The organism is Emticicia fontis (assembly GCF_054779675.1).
Genome location: NZ_BAAGXU010000046.1, coordinates 300662 through 315252, shown reverse-complemented (window position 1 = coordinate 315252; position 14591 = coordinate 300662). Strand labels below are relative to the sequence as shown.

The window sequence follows — 14591 nt, the reverse complement described above, 5'->3', positions numbered from 1 at the left end:
ATTTAACCAGAAGGTTCTTTTTTTTATTTGTCATCCCAAAATTCGGGATGACTCATGTTTGTATAATAATCCATGAAACAAACTAATCGAAAATAACCTATGCTATAGTTTCCCCTCTGCCATTTACTCTATGAATACCGGCTTTAATCGGGTTGTTAAACTCTAAATAAATATCCTGTGCATTGTAGTTGCCAGTCGGTAAAACAATCACTTCATTTAATACCTTTTTTGCCTGTATGGTCTTGGTGAACGTCGTACTGTTTTGGGTATTCTTTATAACTACGTCAAAACTTTCTCCGAGTTCCAAGCGTGCCTCAACCGCCTGAATCTTTAATACTCTGCCCTGTAAACGTCCTACGCATGGGAAATGCCCGTTAATAATTTGTTCGGGGTGTGCAAAGGCACAAACTTTATCAGTGCGTTGCCATAGGTTATACACTCTGTTTTCAGATTGCATTTGATAGTATTTTGCTGCCCATTGTCGGTACATACCCAAATTTCCCATCGTTTTCGGGTTGCCTTCTCCCTCACCAAAGTATGGACTATTAAACGGCTCTCCCTCATTTACTGACTTATGCAAATCCGGTATAAAGTTGTTTTCAATAAATGTACCGGATTTAGTTAAGCCTATATTTCCACCTGTGAAACCCGTCCAGATAGCGAAGTTATTTAACAAGGTAAAAATCATAGATGAATGCCATTGAGCGTTAACACGGTCAACAGGTCGGAACCAATTCGTAAAAGGATTACTTTCTAAATCCGGTCTTAGAATGCCTATCATACTGATAGGATTTTCAATTGAATGAATGTTTTGAAAATCATCCCCTAAACCACACATATTAGCCAGCATTTGCAAGCGGAAAAACAATTCAGAATAGTAGCCGCCAAATTGATGGATCGCGTGAAATACTTCCGGCATCAATCTATAAACCCCGAAATTATTTAATTCGGTTGGTGTTATATCAACTTGGTTTCCAGCGGCTGACCAATGGATTGTTTCACCTCTTTGTACCTCTTGGAAATAGTCACCACGTACTACCCTTTGCCCATAAGAATCAAGTACATAGTTACCGCCTGACTTTTGGTAGATAGTAGACGTTAATGGGAGATTCACTTTAGGATAACTTACCAGCACGTTGTAAAGTACCTCTTTACCTCTAAATTCGGGTGTAATTACGCCTGAGCTTGTTTTAGCGTGCGATTGATTCCATGACGGTTTAGAGAATGGGAAAAATAGTTCTTTCAATGGTACATTGTCGCCTTGATATGAATATCCGTTGTGCCAGTACGTAAACCCGTTGTTAGGCATATAGCCGTAAAAAATGACAACATGGCTTGGATTATCAGCTTTAGCGGTATTATAATACCCTCTCAAAAATGCACTAATCTTAGAAAAGTCTGTTACGCCTCCCTCAATATCAAGCATGGTATATTTGAACGGTACGGGCATTTTATTGCTGTCTACGCTTCTGCTTTTAACGGCAAAATATTCATAGCCGCCACGTTGTTCTAATTGCTCATGCGTTTGTTGCCAAAAAGCATAATCATTGTATAGCGTCCATTTGTAGCGATGTTGTGCCGGAACGCCAGCCAATGAATTAAGCGCGGAATTATCGAAGCCAGTAGCCAGCCCTTTTTGTAATGCGATGGGTGGGGTATCTCCTGAATGGTTCTGAAACTCTACACCATCACCCCAAATATTTAAAGGGGTAAATGTCACCTTTGGCTGCCCGTTAACGTCGGGGAACACATCAAAACCCAATACATTTTTGGCCGTTACATCATTCGTACCATTTACCAGTGATGGCAAAGTTTCATTTTCAAATGTGGTAAATAATGGATTCGGTACTCCTGGTTCTGGTTCCGGCTCTGGCTCTGGTTCGGGGTTTGTTGGCTCCGGCTCTGATACAGGTGGATTCGGTGTCGGTGGTGTGGGTGTAATAGGTGTGTTTGCACTTCTTACGACTGCGGGTTCTGTAATTAGAATATACAGGATTAATAGTATGCCAATGATTAATAAATTTCTCATGTTAGTATAATTTAAAATGTTTACCAGCCAGATACAAGGCTAAACCGCGCCAAAGCCAGTTTTCGGCCTTACTCCAAAAGGTTGCTTTATTCGCTGTTTTTAATTGATTGGTCAGCTTGAAATTGCTTGATTGTAGATTGAGTATTGTACTGGTGAAGTTTTCTAATTTAGTGCTTTGTCGGGTATCTATCGCCCTTTGGTTTCGTGTGATTTCTTTTAGCCCTTTAATTTCCTGTTCCTGTGCTGCTGACTTCTTTTTTAGTAAATCGTAGTCGTGCAAATCGGTATTAATAAAGCCTATCCAACTGACAAGGCTATCTAGCTGTTTTCGGGTCAGCGTATCTTCTTGACAGGTCGCCGAAATGCTGCTGATTAGACTGATTAGGAGTATGAACGCGGTTTTCATGTCGTTGTTTCTCTGTGTTTATAATGATGGTTTCTAAGCTATCAATGTACCTTTCTAGCGTTTCGATTTGGGTCTTATACGCCACTATCTCGCTGTTAATCTTAGTATCGTTGATGGTTACTAATTCCGGCTCATTTTCCGAACATTGGCGAAGCGTAGTAACAATGGCGAAGACTAAAAGAAAAAGGCAAACCAATGCGATTAATTTGCCTTTTAAGTTAGTAAGAATCATAACCTGTCTATGTGGTTAGCAATGATGTAGGCAGTATCTAAATTGCGTTTTTTAAGCCTTACGCCGTCTTGGTTGTTAGCGTCTCTCAAGACCGAACCGCTGTTGCTGGTATTGCCGCCAATGGCAATAAAATAGCCTTTATCCGGTTGCCAGTCGTATAGTATTTCAATATGCCCAATAGTACCCGATTTAAACATATAGCCTATTAAATCGCCTTTCTGTGGTTTGGGTTTGATGATGCCGTATTGAAAATTTTTACGATATATAATCCTTTTGCTATCCTGAAACCATTCACGCGCACGCGGTGTAAATGCAACCTGAAAAGGGATACGGCAAGATTTATAAACAAAGGTGACAAAGTAAGCACACCAAGCATCCGAATAATTTCTAACGGTTTTACCTAAAGCAATACTCCGATAATGGTCTATTCGTGCGCCTTTATTATTGCCGCCTGTCTCTACTGTGCCTATCTCATTGTAAGCGGTTGTTACGGCACATTCACGGCTATTGGTTTGCCCTTTGGCAGAAAAGACCAGCCCGACCAAAAGGCACAAAGCCAGTACAATCATGGCTAAAAAGTGTAGTTTAGATTCCGGCTTTGCAGCTAAGAAAGTATCTTTTAAACTAACCGTATTTACCTTTTCATTGATGAAAGTAGCCAGTATTGGAAAGAATTGGTACAGGCAGTAAATAATGAAAGAAACCGCAATGCCCAGCTTTAAAATACTAGATAACGGGCTTGTGATATAGGCCAGACTATCGGTAACAATCTGCGATTCAAACCCACCCAAAAAGGATTGGATAAGAAACACTAAAATATAACTGCCAGCGGAAACGAATAAACCGCCTTTTATCCACCCCCAAATCGTACGTTTATGGATGTGGTCGTTTTCGGGTTCTGAGTGAGTGGTATCTAATTGTGTCATTAATGTAGTATTTGTTTTAAAAAAAGCCCTGATATAGTCTTATATAGGGCTTCTTTTGATAGTATAAAAAGAGACGTTTAAATTATGCTTGTGCTAAGATTTTCAAACTGCCGTTTTCAACGTAGCAATTCATTCTACCCTGATACGGTTGGGCATTGGCATCCGCGATTAAGGCAGGTGCATTCATCGTGCCTACAATAGGCGCAATTTGGTTGTAAGTAGTTTGGTTACAGGTACAATCAACGTGATCCACAAAAGTACTTGTTTGCGTGGTTTGAAATGTTTCTTGCCCCTCTAACAAGACAGCCTTGTTTTCGACTGTTAAAATATGACGTTTGCCAGCGCGTTGACTGACTGTTAAATGAATATCCATTTTTAAATGACTTTTTTAAGTTGAACAATGAATTGAATTAAGACGCCCAGACAACGGCTGTACCGTTATAAATGCCTGTGTCGCCTGTCGTCGGGTCATAGACTGACTGCCATTGCGGTAGATAGGCAAGGTTAAACGGAACGGGTTCACCCAGTGAAACGTGCTGTACGCATAAGTGCGAAATGCTGAGCGTTCCTGCTGCTGACAGGTATAAGGATACCTGCGCTTTTGCTGTATTGATGCCAATAGCCGTTTGAATGTTAGTGGCAATACCTCCAAAATACGCGGTTTTGGTCTCCCAGCCCGTGTTGCTATAATTGATGGTATTTAACGGAAAAATGTTCGCTTGGCTGTTTTGATTGATAGCTACCCCGTCTTTATCAAGTCTTTTCAGATAGAAACCGTAGTTTCCGGCCGAGACTTTCGCGCTACACGTGATTTTGATTAAGCGACGATTATCAATGTGGAATTGATTACTGTTGAGACAGTTTTTAGACGCTGTAACGATAAAGTCAAGGCTTAACATTCCCTCATGTACTGCGCCTATGACACCGTCTGCCCAGCCCTCGGCTGTGCCTAATTCGGCCGCGCCATTCTTTACCAAGCTGCCCGCAAATGTTCGGTACTGGTCGCCAGCTATTCCGGCCGCTCCTGCTGCCCCCGTTGCGCCTGTGGCTCCGGCTGGCCCTTGTGGGCCGCGCACTAATGCGAGCAAATCGGGGTTTTGTTGAATGGCCTTTACTACTGCCGCTGTGTCGAGTGTAGACTGTTGTGTTGCGGCCAGACTCTTTTGTAATGTCGGTGTTTTTTGTTTGTTCAGTTCAGCGAGTGCATAACCGATGCCCCCCAACACTAAACCAGTTTTTACTATTCCCATAAGAAGATATTTTAAGATAAAAAAATTACGAACTGAGTTTTGATAGCAACACGGGTTTATACTGCGTTTGCTGATAAAAAACATAAATAAGCCCCACTATCAGAATAATAAATAAAGGACTCTTAAAGAAATCGCTTTTAGGTACTGACGCTGGTATAAACTTGCCATACCAGCCGCGCACATCGCCAACGCTTAATTGGCCGTCTTTATCCATGTCCATTCCCTTATTAGCTGTATAGGTAGTAGAACCGGAATTGGCAATAATAGTGCTGTCAGGGCTGTACATATATTTAGGCAGAAACACGGCCAAACAAACCTGATACACGTCTGTCATTTTGCCACTAACCCCCAGATTGACAAAGTACTTTTCGACGTAGTCCAATTGCTGGACATTCGTCATACTTTGGATAGCTTCACGGCTTGTGCCTAAACTGGCCAGCGTTTTGTTTAGAAACTGAATCAACCCGATTGCCGACGAACCGCTATTTGTTGCCAGATGATTCAGCTTAGATTCAGCATACATCACAATCATTAACCAATCCGGTTTAATGCCCAGTCTGCCCGCTATCTGAATCACTTTTGTTTCAAACGCTGCCCTGTTGGTGGTTACTTTGTCAATGTATACTAAAGCCATTTCTTTACGGTTGAATTGAAGTGAGATATTGGGCTGACACTAATACGTAGTTCTGGAAAAGTCCAAACGTCGGTGCTGGTTTGGCACAGGTCGCCCAGATGCCTGTAATGCCCTCGACGGTCTTATTTTCCAATTGCATCACTACCCCTAGATTTTCGCCTTTGGTAGACGTTCGCAAGGCTTTACCCGTCGATGTGTTTCGGATATTTACCCCCGCTTGTTTGACATAAGCGTTACTGCCTACCATCACGCTAATAGCTGTACTTGTCGGGCTTGTTGGGGTGGTTGGGTTAGATGCGCCACTACTGCGGTAAGCATTCATAAATAAATCAAAAACCCCCTCACTCCTTAAATCTGTTTCCAGCGATGAACTGAATAAAGTCTGATACGCTTGTGCAACTGCCTGATAGTTCTTTTTAGTGCTCATTTGCAAAGCGATGGATTTTACTTTGTCCTCGTCTGTACCGTCAGGTGGATACCAACCAAAGATTGGTTCGGAGATGAAGGGGTGAAAAGCGTCATGTAATTGTTCGGCTAATATGGCAGCTTCATTGTCTGGTAGTGTGTTTATAATATCCTCTTTTTCCTCCTTTTTCTTGGTGGTAGTATAGAGATAATAAGCTAGCAAGCCTATGCCGATAAATTTGATTTCACGGCTTTTAAACAGGCCGGAAAATGTATCTTTAAATAGGGTTATTACTGCCGCAATGATAGCTACGTATTGCATGATTAAATTTTAAGTTTTGATGCCAATTCCTGTACTTTTGAGATAATCCCGAAAACATTACCTTTCCCAGATTCCACATACTTGATGATTTCCCCAATCTGTTTTTGGTTATTTTCATCAGCCAGCATCGGGATAATCCGAGGGTTATTTTTCAGAATCTCATTTGATTTTTCTAGTGCTTGTGTGGCTTTTTCGACATCGTTATTGAAGCCAGCCAGAAATAAAGCACCAAATGTTTTTAATCCGTTAGTAAACTGTTCCATGTTAGGTTTTAAAATTTAAGGTCTTTCAACATATCTTTGGCACTATCGAAGTTTTCTTTAGCATTGGCTAAAATATCCAACATACCTTTAGATTTCTCGTCGTTGCTTTCGTCGTCGTCAGTAAGCCCCGCCAGTACTTGAATGACAATGTTTAGTTTGCGCTCCTGTTCTTTGATGCGCTTGTCTAAAAGTTCAAATTCAAAATCTTTGCGAGCCTGTGCGTATATCTCCGCCTTTAGTTTATCTAAGTCCATGCCGCCAGTAGTATTAGTATTTAATTGTCCAATTGTAAAATCATACTTTACGGCACTTCTATCTGCTTTCGCATTTACCATGCCTTTAATAGAGTACTTACCGTTTGGTAGTATATCGTAATCTTTCGCGAACTCCGTCTGTGCATCGCTCACGCTTGTACATTGCCTTTCAGACCTTTTTTCTCTGCTTACATCAAAAATCTGATAACAGGTTATTTGATTATTTTCAAGCCAGCTTAATATTTTATCCATGAGTAGAAAGGTTTAATAAGGGAGTAAAAAACCACTCCCTTAAAGGGATTAAATCTTGATTTTTTGAACCATCGTTTCTTTCAGGTCTCTACGACGAACGCGTTCATTTTTCGCGTCTACGTATTCTTTCAACTTCTTTTCGTAGCGAACCCAAGTTGATTTCTGAGCGTTCAAAGATGGTTTTTTAGGCATTTTTAATTTTGGCATTGCATTAAGATTTTGAAGTGATACAATAGGGGGTAAAAGGTTTACCCCCGTTTAAATTGCATGAGGTGAATAAGATTAACCGGAACGGCTTAGAGCAAAGCTAACAAGCCTTTTCTCTTGCCTTTACCACTACCACCCATCATAGGCTTAATGATAAAGATGTAACCAGCTACCAAAATGGCTACGGCCAAAATAGGGTTGGCTTTTACCCAGTCTGTCACCTGTGTAAACAAGTTGGCCGAACGGGTTGTATCTGGAATACCATCGCCATCGGTATCAGTTGCGCCCAAATCCGCTTGGCGTTGCTCGTCAGCGTTCACGTAGTACGCTGTACCATCGGTTGTAAATTTCTTCACATATCCGGCTGGCGTTACGAAAGTTTCCGGTGTTTGAACGCCATATGTATCAGATGCGACCAACGCGTTTACCTCCTCTGTGGTGATGCCAGTAGCAAGTGTAAAATCGTTTGTATTGGCCGCCAGACCTTTACCGCGAACGATGAAAGCATCAGGAAAATCACTAATGACCTGTGTCAGGTAGAAACTCGTGCCGTTATTGAAAGTACGGCTTTTGAATACAGAACCGGGTGCGTTTTTCCATGTCCCGATAATTTTTTTGTCGCTAAGTGCCATTTGTTATTTGAAATTAAGTTTTAAGAATTACTTGTTTTTTGAAAGCATAAAGAATAAGATGGCCGCGCCTATCAGTATCCAAGTACTGGTGCTTAAGCCTAAAATGTTGGCACTTCTATCGACAATTTGCGACGGTGCTTTGTCGATTGAACCGCCGTTGGCCGCTATCAATTGAGCCAAAGCATTTTGGTCGTATTGTGCCTTTAGAACCGATTGAAGATTCTTATTTGGGATAATGCCATTTTTAGTAAGCATTGTCAAAAATGGGTCTCCGTATTTGATTACACCATTCAGGATTTTTTCCCAAAGCTTATCGCCTTTAATTCCTGCCTGTGTTTTGGCCTGTTGCAATTGGGTTTGGTCGTATTCATCCCAACTCGTCAGGTACATATTGGTAAAAAGGTCGTCGTATTCGTACATATTAAAAAAGTGTTTTTAAGTTTAAGTTGAAACTTTGATTGACCGGAATACTAAAACCTAATGCACGAACATTGCCAGCTAATTGAAAGGAAACGGCTCCGGTGCGTATGGTGTTGAATACCTCTAAACCAAGCCCGACAAGGTCTGACAGTGGTATATATACGTCTAACTCTAAATTGCTGGTACTGCGGGCTTCAATGGTCTGTGCATTGGCTAAAATCGTTTTGCCGATAGGTGTCTGATTAATCCGGTTTTCGATATTGGCAGACGTTATCGGAATTGAGACGTTTTCACCATTAGTCACTCGAATAATTTGCCGCCACGTAATAACCCCCTGATTGATTTTCAGATTACTGATACCACCCACCGAAAACAATAGGTTTTTAGCTGCCAAAATCACCCGTGCATAGTAGGCCGCCACGATGACAATAATTCCAATAATGAGGTATTTGTATTTACTTTTCATCGGCTTGAACGCTTCTTAATAATTAGATATACAATTAGAATTACTACACCCACCAAGACCCACGTATTGGTGTCTGTGTTGGCACTTCTTTCATTGTCTGATAAAACCTTGTCAAACTTGGCGTACTCGCCTGTAAGGTTACTTTTTAGCACTTGTAAAGACTTTACTTCTGTTTCAAAGTATATCAGCTTCTTTCTCAATTGCTGCATAATAACTTTGTAGTCTTCCGGCTTCTGTGTTTTAGCCAGTAGTTTTACGCTCTGTGCAAATACGCCGGGAATGATGGCGAATAATCCTGTTGGCGCTTTTGTTTCCGATAATCCCAGACTAAAAATGACGGGTATCATGGCATACAATTCGTCAATTTCTTTCTGTGCATCAGCGTATGACTGATAAGCCAGCATATAGGTCTGAGCGTCAGACATCAGTGCAATAACACGCTTGTCGATGGATTCAACCCGAATGGAAGTAGCAACGGTACTGTCATTGATTTTTTTATACAAATCAATTTTGGCACTCCAACCCATTTCGACAATCGCGCCATTCTTATCATATCCCCATTTAGGAGTGACACCCCTAGCGCCAAAAGTTTTGACGATGGGTAGTATAGGCAATCCCATTGCATCTACTACCGTTGAATTGTAGTTGTTTGTTACTTCATTTGAGCTTCCGTTTCTACGTGGTAAAACTGCCATAAGGTTTATCTAATACCCGTTAGTGGGTCGTGATTACCTTACAAATGTATATAGATATTTTGTCCTAAAAACTTGTGTTTTTAAGTTTATTTCACTATTTTTATAGTATATATAAGATAAAAGTAACTTTATTTCAATGAAAAGAGATAAAAAGAAGGCAGTTTTGCGATGGAATAAGCAAATGATTGCTGAGATGCTAAATGTAGACTTAACAGACCTTAAAAACTGTATATCAGACGATACAGTAAAAGCGGTTGGTTGGACTAAGGGACAACAGCTTTTTAATGATGTACAGGTCTATACTATTATAAAGGACTTTAGAAGACTTGCCACAGACGAGCAAATAAAGGCAATAATCTACCCTTTTGGCATGATGTGACGGGCTTATTTCAATCATAATACAAGCTTTTTACACTCTTATTACAATCATTATGCAAGCATTTAACACACTTATTGCAAAGAAAGTACTACGCTTTAGGCCAAATAGTATTGGCCGTGAATATTCACTACAAAGGCCATTAAATATTTCTTTTCCGGTCGGGATAATGAATAAGCTGAAATCAATCTATAATCCCAGCTTAGAACGTGGTGGTTTGTTTGAATTAACGGCCAGCGATGGCAAACTAACCTGTATTGAATTTCATCAGGTAAACGGCACTAATAATTCAACCTCTTACAATCCTAATACCGTTTTATGGAATGAAAAGGTGCAACAGATTTTAGGTCGTGGGAATTTACCTTTAGCCGTGCATACCCATCCAACTAAAATTGGCCTACACGCCTACGATAGTAAACAGGTACGATTTTATCTCAAATCGTCACGGCCTGACAGATTAATTGCGGATAAGACTATCAGCGAAAACTTACAAATGCCGGAAGCGATATTCGTCAAGGATGAACGCTTTGGAACGGGTTACGGCTTGGCACTTTACGAGGGTGGTTTATTCCCTTATGCGATTAGTGCTGTATCGGATACTCAATTAGTAATCCTGATTGGTACAGGCTTATTAATGGCATTTAATAAGCTATCAAGAAAGGTATTGTATCTATTGATAGGCTGGTTTCTATTTGAGTTTTTAAGACGGCCAAAGTATGAATATGATGGTGGTGGAAATTTGGAGATTAAAATTAGCTTCTAAGATTTTGAGTTATAAAAGTTAAAAGGTTAGTAACTAAAAAAGCCCTCACATTTGAAGGGCTTTTTTGTTTGGCAGATATTACCGCAAAAGGAAAAGTTAGGGGTTATCTAAGGTATTTTTGAATATCAGCCCTAATTTCTTCATGATTTCCCCTTACTTCAAAAATTGTGGCGTTTGTTACAATTTGGGTATGATGTTCGTCTATCATAATTAATCCTACAATATGACTAACAAAAATTGAAACAATTCGTCCATGAGTTAAATAATATTCTAAGTACATCTTATGATTGTTTAGAATGGTAAATCGTCGCCGCCGCCGTTATTATCAGCAATAAAAGCCTGTGGAATTTGTCCAAAACCGCCCAATTCATTAATTGGTACTTTTATAGTTGCTTGGTGTTCTTTAGGTATTTCTTGCCCTAAATGCCCTTTTGGTGCTTGTCCGTTTTCTTCTTTCTTTGCGCTCAACAATTCAAGCGTAGATGCAAATAAATTGATTTTCGGAATCCATTTATTTGACGTTTCCGAATGGAATACGGATAGTTTAAAACGCCCCTCTACATAAACCTTTGTTCCTTTTTTCAGATAGTCCAAAAGTTTGATGTTATCTGTTGTACAGTCGTACCAGTTAGTTGTTTCCTGTACCTCGTTGCCGTTTTTCTTCCGAGTTGTACAGGCTACTGTAATGCCTAAAAATTGGCCGCTACTATGATTAAAGATTTCAGCATCTTTGCCAATGTTTCCGATAATTGTTAGTTTTTGCATTTTGATTGATTGTTATAGTTATTAATTTTATATACGTTTTTGTTCAATTGTGTTGGGGATAATGTCAGGAACTTACTAGGCTCAACCCTAATCCATTCATTGATACTTACAGATAGAATACAATAATCGGCTTGTATACCTGCAAAATTTCTTAAAACATAAGTGATTATACCTTTCACTATTTGCCCGCTAAATATTTTTGTTTCGGGGTCAAATTCGTGCAAATAGATTTCATCATTTACTTTAAAATACCTATCGTCTTTGCGTAATTCAAAGGTTTTATTCTCTTGACTAACTTCCCAGAAATAGGGCTGTATAGTTTTCAAATGGTGCGTTGTCATAGTACTATTTTTTTATTCATTAAATACTCGTTATAATCATTGTATCCCTCGTAAAGGTCTGATTTATCAAATATCTGCCAGTGATATTTTGACAGCTTTTCTACTGCCTTTCTGCCGCCCTCATCATTATCAAAAAACACATTGATTTTAGTCACGGCATCAGGTATTTGCGGTATTAGCTTATTGAGATTGCCTGTACTATTCAGCACATAAGTAGTATTTTTATAGCAGTCATAGCCGAAATCTTGCAAGACTGAAAGCATATCAAAAAAGCCCTCAAATACATTAATCGTATCAGATTCAACGCCTTTTAAGGTGCTAATACCTTGCGGTGCTGTTTGATTTTTGCAGATAGCAGAACGGAGTGCAAAACCGCCCTGGTCGTTTGGGAAGCCTATTGAAAAATACTTTTGACCTTTGTTTGTATAATCAATCTCTTTACAGTATCTATCAGCCAGTTTAAAACTAATTTTCCGGCTTTCGATGTAGTTAATTAATGCCCAACGGCAAATTGGCCGAACGTTTAAAATTTCTATGCTTTTCTTGTCTTCAGTATCAGTAGTTTCATAATCTGCGATAACCGTACGTTTAAAATTAGAATGTACTATTGCGTTGCACGCATCTACAAAATTTGGTATATTCTCTAAGTACATTACTAAGCGAATGATGTCTCCCTTTTCGCCTGTATTAGAATTATTGCCGGAATAATCAGTATAAACGTTTTTATGTACGTTTACATAGAAACTTGGTGTAGTTTCGTTGCTATCCATGCTTTTATATAACCATTCGCCAATTTTGAGTTTTTTTACAGGCTCATAGCCTTTCTGGTCTAAATAATCGACAATTAGATAATCTTTCTTAATTGCCTGTTTCTCTATGTCATTATAAAACGCTTTCATCTTGATAAATTAGAATAGTACAATTTTTAACTTTTCCTTTTGCGGTAATTCCAAATTTTCATCACACAGGCATATATTTAGGCGTGTAACCATACACATATATATACACATACACACTATTCTATATATAGGGTAAAATGTGTAGTGTGTGTATAGTGTGTAGTGTTGCTGTGTAGTGGCTTTTTTGGACTACACTACACACATAATTTTCCCTTATATATAAATATGTGTAGTGTAGTGTGTATAGCTGTGTATTAAGCATAAACTTCTTCGATAGCTTTATTAAATGCAATTATGCCCGTGTCGGCTACATCGACTAAATTATCTGTAAACCATTTATCCAGCGTCCGTGTGACTTTGTTGGTTATCGCATTCAGTTTCGCGTCGGGTGTTTCCTTTTTGAAGTGGTTGCGAAGTCTTTCGCGTACCTCTGTGTTTTTCAGTTGTTTGTCGATACCGAAAACCAGCTTGCAGAACTCTATTTCCTCTTTCTTCTTGTCAAATTTTACTACCTCTTTCATCGCTTCCGAGATTAGTTGTAAACGTCCCTCCTGATTATATTGGTAGTGTATCGGTTCAAAGTCTTCTGAGTGTCGGGTCATATTACTTTTTATCTCGAATAGTTTCTTTTCCCGTATTTTTTTGACCGAGATAGACGATACGCATTTACGCTCTAACTGTTGGCCGATGTGTCCACGTGTATTCTGGTTGCCTCTGTTTTCGTGGATCACGCCCACAACCGCCACTTGGTATTTCTGCGCGATGTTCTGTAATTTTTGCACCACCTCGTTACATTCCTTTTCCTCATTTACACTGCCTACTAAATCCGCGTATCCGTCGATTAGTAGTAGTACAGCGTTCCCCGCCTGTTCAACGGCTTTTTCTATTAGTTGCATCCGTCTTTGTGGGGATAGTGTCAGGAAGTGGAAAATATGAAAAGTATCAGGCATAGAATCCACCTGTAAGTGCTTGCAAATCTGGTTTCTAAACTTTACCATATCCGCGTCTGTCATTTCGGTATTTACATAAATGACCGATTTATCCGGCTCATGCACGGTGCGAATATTTAGGCAGTCGTACCCCTCATAAATTTCATTCATGTAAGCCGTTTCAATCATGATTTTAACAACGGTGGTTTTGCCGCCTTTGGGTAGTCCGGTAATCATGCTTAAACCTCCCTTAATAGCAAATACGCTGTTGGATATAGTAATCACTGGTTCTATTTCCTTAGCTTCCGTTTTGCTGGTAATCAGGAATTTTTGTAGTTCTTCGTCAAAGTGGTTGATTGGGTTCACTGCCATTGGTGTCTGTGTATAGTTTGAAAGGCACTAAAAAAAAGGCTATTGTATAGCCTTACTGGTTAGGGAGTGCATTTTTTATTTGCCGTCGATATTGTTGTGGAATTTGCATTGCAATGTTATCCATCAAATTGACCAAAGAATTGTATTTTTCCTTTGCGCTGTCTCTGTCTTTCTCATAGCATTTAACCATGTTGGATAGTGTCTCATAAGCTGCCTTTTCTTTCGCAAGTTGTTTTTCAAGGTTTTCAACCTTTTCAATTAGCAGTCTTCTTATTTGAAGTTCATCATTTAGTTTTGTTGACATAACTATTTCGAAAGTTTCAAGTATCTGTTTAAATGTTTTAAATTCAGCTTCTGACATGATGTTATCTGATTTCTTCGTGTCTTTTTACATAATTAGGGCATGAGAAGTTTTTAAAAACGTACTCATGTTTTACAGTACAATAGATTGCACAAGATTGGGTTAGTGGTATGCCTTTTTGTTCTGCGTAACCCTGTTGGCCGCCTGTATAGTGCGAAAAATGGCATCCTACGCATTGCGGTTGGTGTATATCTCTTTTCATTTGATTGATTATTTTTTGAGTGGGAGAAATAGGCTGATAAAAACCATTATGATTAGCCCGATGATGCCGAGAAATGTTTTCATCTTGATTGCTTTTTTAGGAGTAGTTTTTAGAGTTAATTTGTGTCAATTCATAGTGATATATGACACAGATAAAAGGCAAGAAAAAGCACTTGATTTTACTGTTTGCT

23 protein-coding genes are annotated in these 14591 nt (G+C 39.4%); 2 read left to right on the top strand and 21 right to left on the bottom strand.

All coding sequences use genetic code 11. From position 1 onward, the window contains the following. Positions 1-97: 97 nt before the first annotated feature. The 15 genes from ACYVFA_RS21065 to ACYVFA_RS20995 form a co-directional block, all read right to left on the bottom strand. A complete protein-coding gene (locus ACYVFA_RS21065; protein ID WP_460473835.1) occupies positions 98-2029 on the bottom strand; it encodes a hypothetical protein in 1932 nt (643 codons plus the stop codon). A gap of 1 nt (position 2030) precedes the next feature. Then, positions 2031-2435, bottom strand: coding sequence for a hypothetical protein (locus tag ACYVFA_RS21060; RefSeq protein WP_460473834.1), 405 nt, complete (start codon positions 2433-2435; stop codon positions 2031-2033). Further along, positions 2344-2667 carry a hypothetical protein gene (locus ACYVFA_RS21055; protein WP_460473833.1) on the bottom strand — a complete coding sequence of 108 codons (324 nt, stop codon included), beginning with the start codon at positions 2665-2667 and terminating at the stop codon, positions 2344-2346. The genes ACYVFA_RS21060 and ACYVFA_RS21055 overlap by 92 nt, the downstream gene beginning before the upstream one ends. Further along, on the bottom strand, positions 2664-3593 hold the full coding sequence (locus ACYVFA_RS21050; RefSeq protein WP_460473832.1) for a hypothetical protein: 930 nt from the start codon (positions 3591-3593) through the stop codon (positions 2664-2666). The genes ACYVFA_RS21055 and ACYVFA_RS21050 overlap by 4 nt, the downstream gene beginning before the upstream one ends. 82 nt (positions 3594-3675) lie before the next feature. Beyond that, positions 3676-3966, bottom strand: coding sequence for a hypothetical protein (locus ACYVFA_RS21045; RefSeq protein WP_460473831.1), 291 nt, complete (start codon positions 3964-3966; stop codon positions 3676-3678). A gap of 37 nt (positions 3967-4003) precedes the next feature. Next, entirely contained in the window at positions 4004-4843 is an 840-nt protein-coding gene (locus tag ACYVFA_RS21040; RefSeq protein WP_460473830.1) for a hypothetical protein, read from the bottom strand. Positions 4844-4868: 25 nt separating this feature from the next. Further along, on the bottom strand, positions 4869-5477 hold the full coding sequence (locus tag ACYVFA_RS21035) for a lysozyme family protein (RefSeq protein ID WP_460473829.1): 609 nt from the start codon (positions 5475-5477) through the stop codon (positions 4869-4871). A 4-nt stretch (positions 5478-5481) separates the two neighbouring features. Continuing rightward, on the bottom strand, positions 5482-6204 hold the full coding sequence (locus ACYVFA_RS21030; protein ID WP_460473828.1) for a hypothetical protein: 723 nt from the start codon (positions 6202-6204) through the stop codon (positions 5482-5484). Positions 6205-6206: 2 nt separating this feature from the next. Continuing rightward, on the bottom strand, positions 6207-6467 hold the full coding sequence (locus tag ACYVFA_RS21025) for a hypothetical protein (RefSeq protein WP_460473827.1): 261 nt from the start codon (positions 6465-6467) through the stop codon (positions 6207-6209). Positions 6468-6475: 8 nt separating this feature from the next. Beyond that, positions 6476-6973: a hypothetical protein gene (locus ACYVFA_RS21020; protein ID WP_460473826.1), complete on the bottom strand. Its 498-nt coding sequence runs from the start codon at positions 6971-6973 to the stop codon at positions 6476-6478. A gap of 48 nt (positions 6974-7021) precedes the next feature. After that, the gene (locus ACYVFA_RS21015) at positions 7022-7180 is read right to left on the bottom strand and encodes a hypothetical protein (protein WP_460473825.1); all 159 of its coding nucleotides are present in this window, start codon (positions 7178-7180) and stop codon (positions 7022-7024) included. Positions 7181-7269: 89 nt separating this feature from the next. Then, on the bottom strand, positions 7270-7812 hold the full coding sequence (locus tag ACYVFA_RS21010; protein WP_460473824.1) for a hypothetical protein: 543 nt from the start codon (positions 7810-7812) through the stop codon (positions 7270-7272). Between the two features lie 27 nt (positions 7813-7839). Then, the gene (locus ACYVFA_RS21005) at positions 7840-8232 is read right to left on the bottom strand and encodes a hypothetical protein (protein WP_460473823.1); all 393 of its coding nucleotides are present in this window, start codon (positions 8230-8232) and stop codon (positions 7840-7842) included. A gap of 1 nt (position 8233) precedes the next feature. Next, positions 8234-8698, bottom strand: coding sequence for an LEA type 2 family protein (locus ACYVFA_RS21000; protein ID WP_460473822.1), 465 nt, complete (start codon positions 8696-8698; stop codon positions 8234-8236). Then, positions 8695-9393: a hypothetical protein gene (locus ACYVFA_RS20995; RefSeq protein ID WP_460473821.1), complete on the bottom strand. Its 699-nt coding sequence runs from the start codon at positions 9391-9393 to the stop codon at positions 8695-8697. The genes ACYVFA_RS21000 and ACYVFA_RS20995 overlap by 4 nt, the downstream gene beginning before the upstream one ends. Before the next feature lie 136 nt (positions 9394-9529). Between ACYVFA_RS20995 and ACYVFA_RS20990 the strand changes: the two genes are divergently transcribed. Beyond that, positions 9530-9772, top strand: coding sequence for a hypothetical protein (locus ACYVFA_RS20990; protein ID WP_460473820.1), 243 nt, complete (start codon positions 9530-9532; stop codon positions 9770-9772). A 166-nt stretch (positions 9773-9938) separates the two neighbouring features. After that, positions 9939-10532, top strand: coding sequence for a hypothetical protein (locus ACYVFA_RS20985; RefSeq protein WP_460473819.1), 594 nt, complete (start codon positions 9939-9941; stop codon positions 10530-10532). A 291-nt stretch (positions 10533-10823) separates the two neighbouring features. On the opposite strand, the gene ACYVFA_RS20980 is transcribed toward ACYVFA_RS20985, so the two are convergent. The 6 genes from ACYVFA_RS20980 to ACYVFA_RS20955 all read right to left on the bottom strand — a co-directional run bounded on the left by ACYVFA_RS20980 (position 10824) and on the right by ACYVFA_RS20955 (position 14401). Further along, a complete protein-coding gene (locus ACYVFA_RS20980) occupies positions 10824-11297 on the bottom strand; it encodes a single-stranded DNA-binding protein (protein ID WP_460473818.1) in 474 nt (157 codons plus the stop codon). Continuing rightward, a complete protein-coding gene (locus ACYVFA_RS20975; protein WP_460473817.1) occupies positions 11285-11638 on the bottom strand; it encodes an ASCH domain-containing protein in 354 nt (117 codons plus the stop codon). Before ACYVFA_RS20975 ends, ACYVFA_RS20980 begins: the two co-directional genes overlap by 13 nt. Continuing rightward, a complete protein-coding gene (locus tag ACYVFA_RS20970; protein WP_460473816.1) occupies positions 11635-12537 on the bottom strand; it encodes a toprim domain-containing protein in 903 nt (300 codons plus the stop codon). Before ACYVFA_RS20970 ends, ACYVFA_RS20975 begins: the two co-directional genes overlap by 4 nt. 254 nt (positions 12538-12791) lie before the next feature. After that, positions 12792-13838: an AAA family ATPase gene (locus ACYVFA_RS20965; protein WP_460473815.1), complete on the bottom strand. Its 1047-nt coding sequence runs from the start codon at positions 13836-13838 to the stop codon at positions 12792-12794. 52 nt (positions 13839-13890) lie between these two features. Then, positions 13891-14199, bottom strand: coding sequence for a GLTP domain-containing protein (locus ACYVFA_RS20960; RefSeq protein ID WP_460473814.1), 309 nt, complete (start codon positions 14197-14199; stop codon positions 13891-13893). A gap of 4 nt (positions 14200-14203) precedes the next feature. Continuing rightward, a complete protein-coding gene (locus tag ACYVFA_RS20955; RefSeq protein ID WP_460473813.1) occupies positions 14204-14401 on the bottom strand; it encodes a hypothetical protein in 198 nt (65 codons plus the stop codon). Positions 14402-14591: the final 190 nt, after the last annotated feature.

Coding starts and splice junctions, on each gene's coding strand:
- ACYVFA_RS21065 (WP_460473835.1), bottom strand. CDS start 2,029: ATGAGAAATTTATTAATCATTGGCATACTATTAATCCTGTATATTCTA.
- ACYVFA_RS21060 (WP_460473834.1), bottom strand. CDS start 2,435: ATGAAAACCGCGTTCATACTCCTAATCAGTCTAATCAGCAGCATTTCG.
- ACYVFA_RS21055 (WP_460473833.1), bottom strand. CDS start 2,667: ATGATTCTTACTAACTTAAAAGGCAAATTAATCGCATTGGTTTGCCTT.
- ACYVFA_RS21050 (WP_460473832.1), bottom strand. CDS start 3,593: ATGACACAATTAGATACCACTCACTCAGAACCCGAAAACGACCACATC.
- ACYVFA_RS21045 (WP_460473831.1), bottom strand. CDS start 3,966: ATGGATATTCATTTAACAGTCAGTCAACGCGCTGGCAAACGTCATATT.
- ACYVFA_RS21040 (WP_460473830.1), bottom strand. CDS start 4,843: ATGGGAATAGTAAAAACTGGTTTAGTGTTGGGGGGCATCGGTTATGCA.
- ACYVFA_RS21035 (WP_460473829.1), bottom strand. CDS start 5,477: ATGGCTTTAGTATACATTGACAAAGTAACCACCAACAGGGCAGCGTTT.
- ACYVFA_RS21030 (WP_460473828.1), bottom strand. CDS start 6,204: ATGCAATACGTAGCTATCATTGCGGCAGTAATAACCCTATTTAAAGAT.
- ACYVFA_RS21025 (WP_460473827.1), bottom strand. CDS start 6,467: ATGGAACAGTTTACTAACGGATTAAAAACATTTGGTGCTTTATTTCTG.
- ACYVFA_RS21020 (WP_460473826.1), bottom strand. CDS start 6,973: ATGGATAAAATATTAAGCTGGCTTGAAAATAATCAAATAACCTGTTAT.
- ACYVFA_RS21015 (WP_460473825.1), bottom strand. CDS start 7,180: ATGCCAAAATTAAAAATGCCTAAAAAACCATCTTTGAACGCTCAGAAA.
- ACYVFA_RS21010 (WP_460473824.1), bottom strand. CDS start 7,812: ATGGCACTTAGCGACAAAAAAATTATCGGGACATGGAAAAACGCACCC.
- ACYVFA_RS21005 (WP_460473823.1), bottom strand. CDS start 8,232: ATGTACGAATACGACGACCTTTTTACCAATATGTACCTGACGAGTTGG.
- ACYVFA_RS21000 (WP_460473822.1), bottom strand. CDS start 8,698: ATGAAAAGTAAATACAAATACCTCATTATTGGAATTATTGTCATCGTG.
- ACYVFA_RS20995 (WP_460473821.1), bottom strand. CDS start 9,393: ATGGCAGTTTTACCACGTAGAAACGGAAGCTCAAATGAAGTAACAAAC.
- ACYVFA_RS20990 (WP_460473820.1), top strand. CDS start 9,530: ATGAAAAGAGATAAAAAGAAGGCAGTTTTGCGATGGAATAAGCAAATG.
- ACYVFA_RS20985 (WP_460473819.1), top strand. CDS start 9,939: ATGAATAAGCTGAAATCAATCTATAATCCCAGCTTAGAACGTGGTGGT.
- ACYVFA_RS20980 (WP_460473818.1), bottom strand. CDS start 11,297: ATGCAAAAACTAACAATTATCGGAAACATTGGCAAAGATGCTGAAATC.
- ACYVFA_RS20975 (WP_460473817.1), bottom strand. CDS start 11,638: ATGACAACGCACCATTTGAAAACTATACAGCCCTATTTCTGGGAAGTT.
- ACYVFA_RS20970 (WP_460473816.1), bottom strand. CDS start 12,537: ATGAAAGCGTTTTATAATGACATAGAGAAACAGGCAATTAAGAAAGAT.
- ACYVFA_RS20965 (WP_460473815.1), bottom strand. CDS start 13,838: ATGGCAGTGAACCCAATCAACCACTTTGACGAAGAACTACAAAAATTC.
- ACYVFA_RS20960 (WP_460473814.1), bottom strand. CDS start 14,199: ATGTCAGAAGCTGAATTTAAAACATTTAAACAGATACTTGAAACTTTC.
- ACYVFA_RS20955 (WP_460473813.1), bottom strand. CDS start 14,401: ATGAAAAGAGATATACACCAACCGCAATGCGTAGGATGCCATTTTTCG.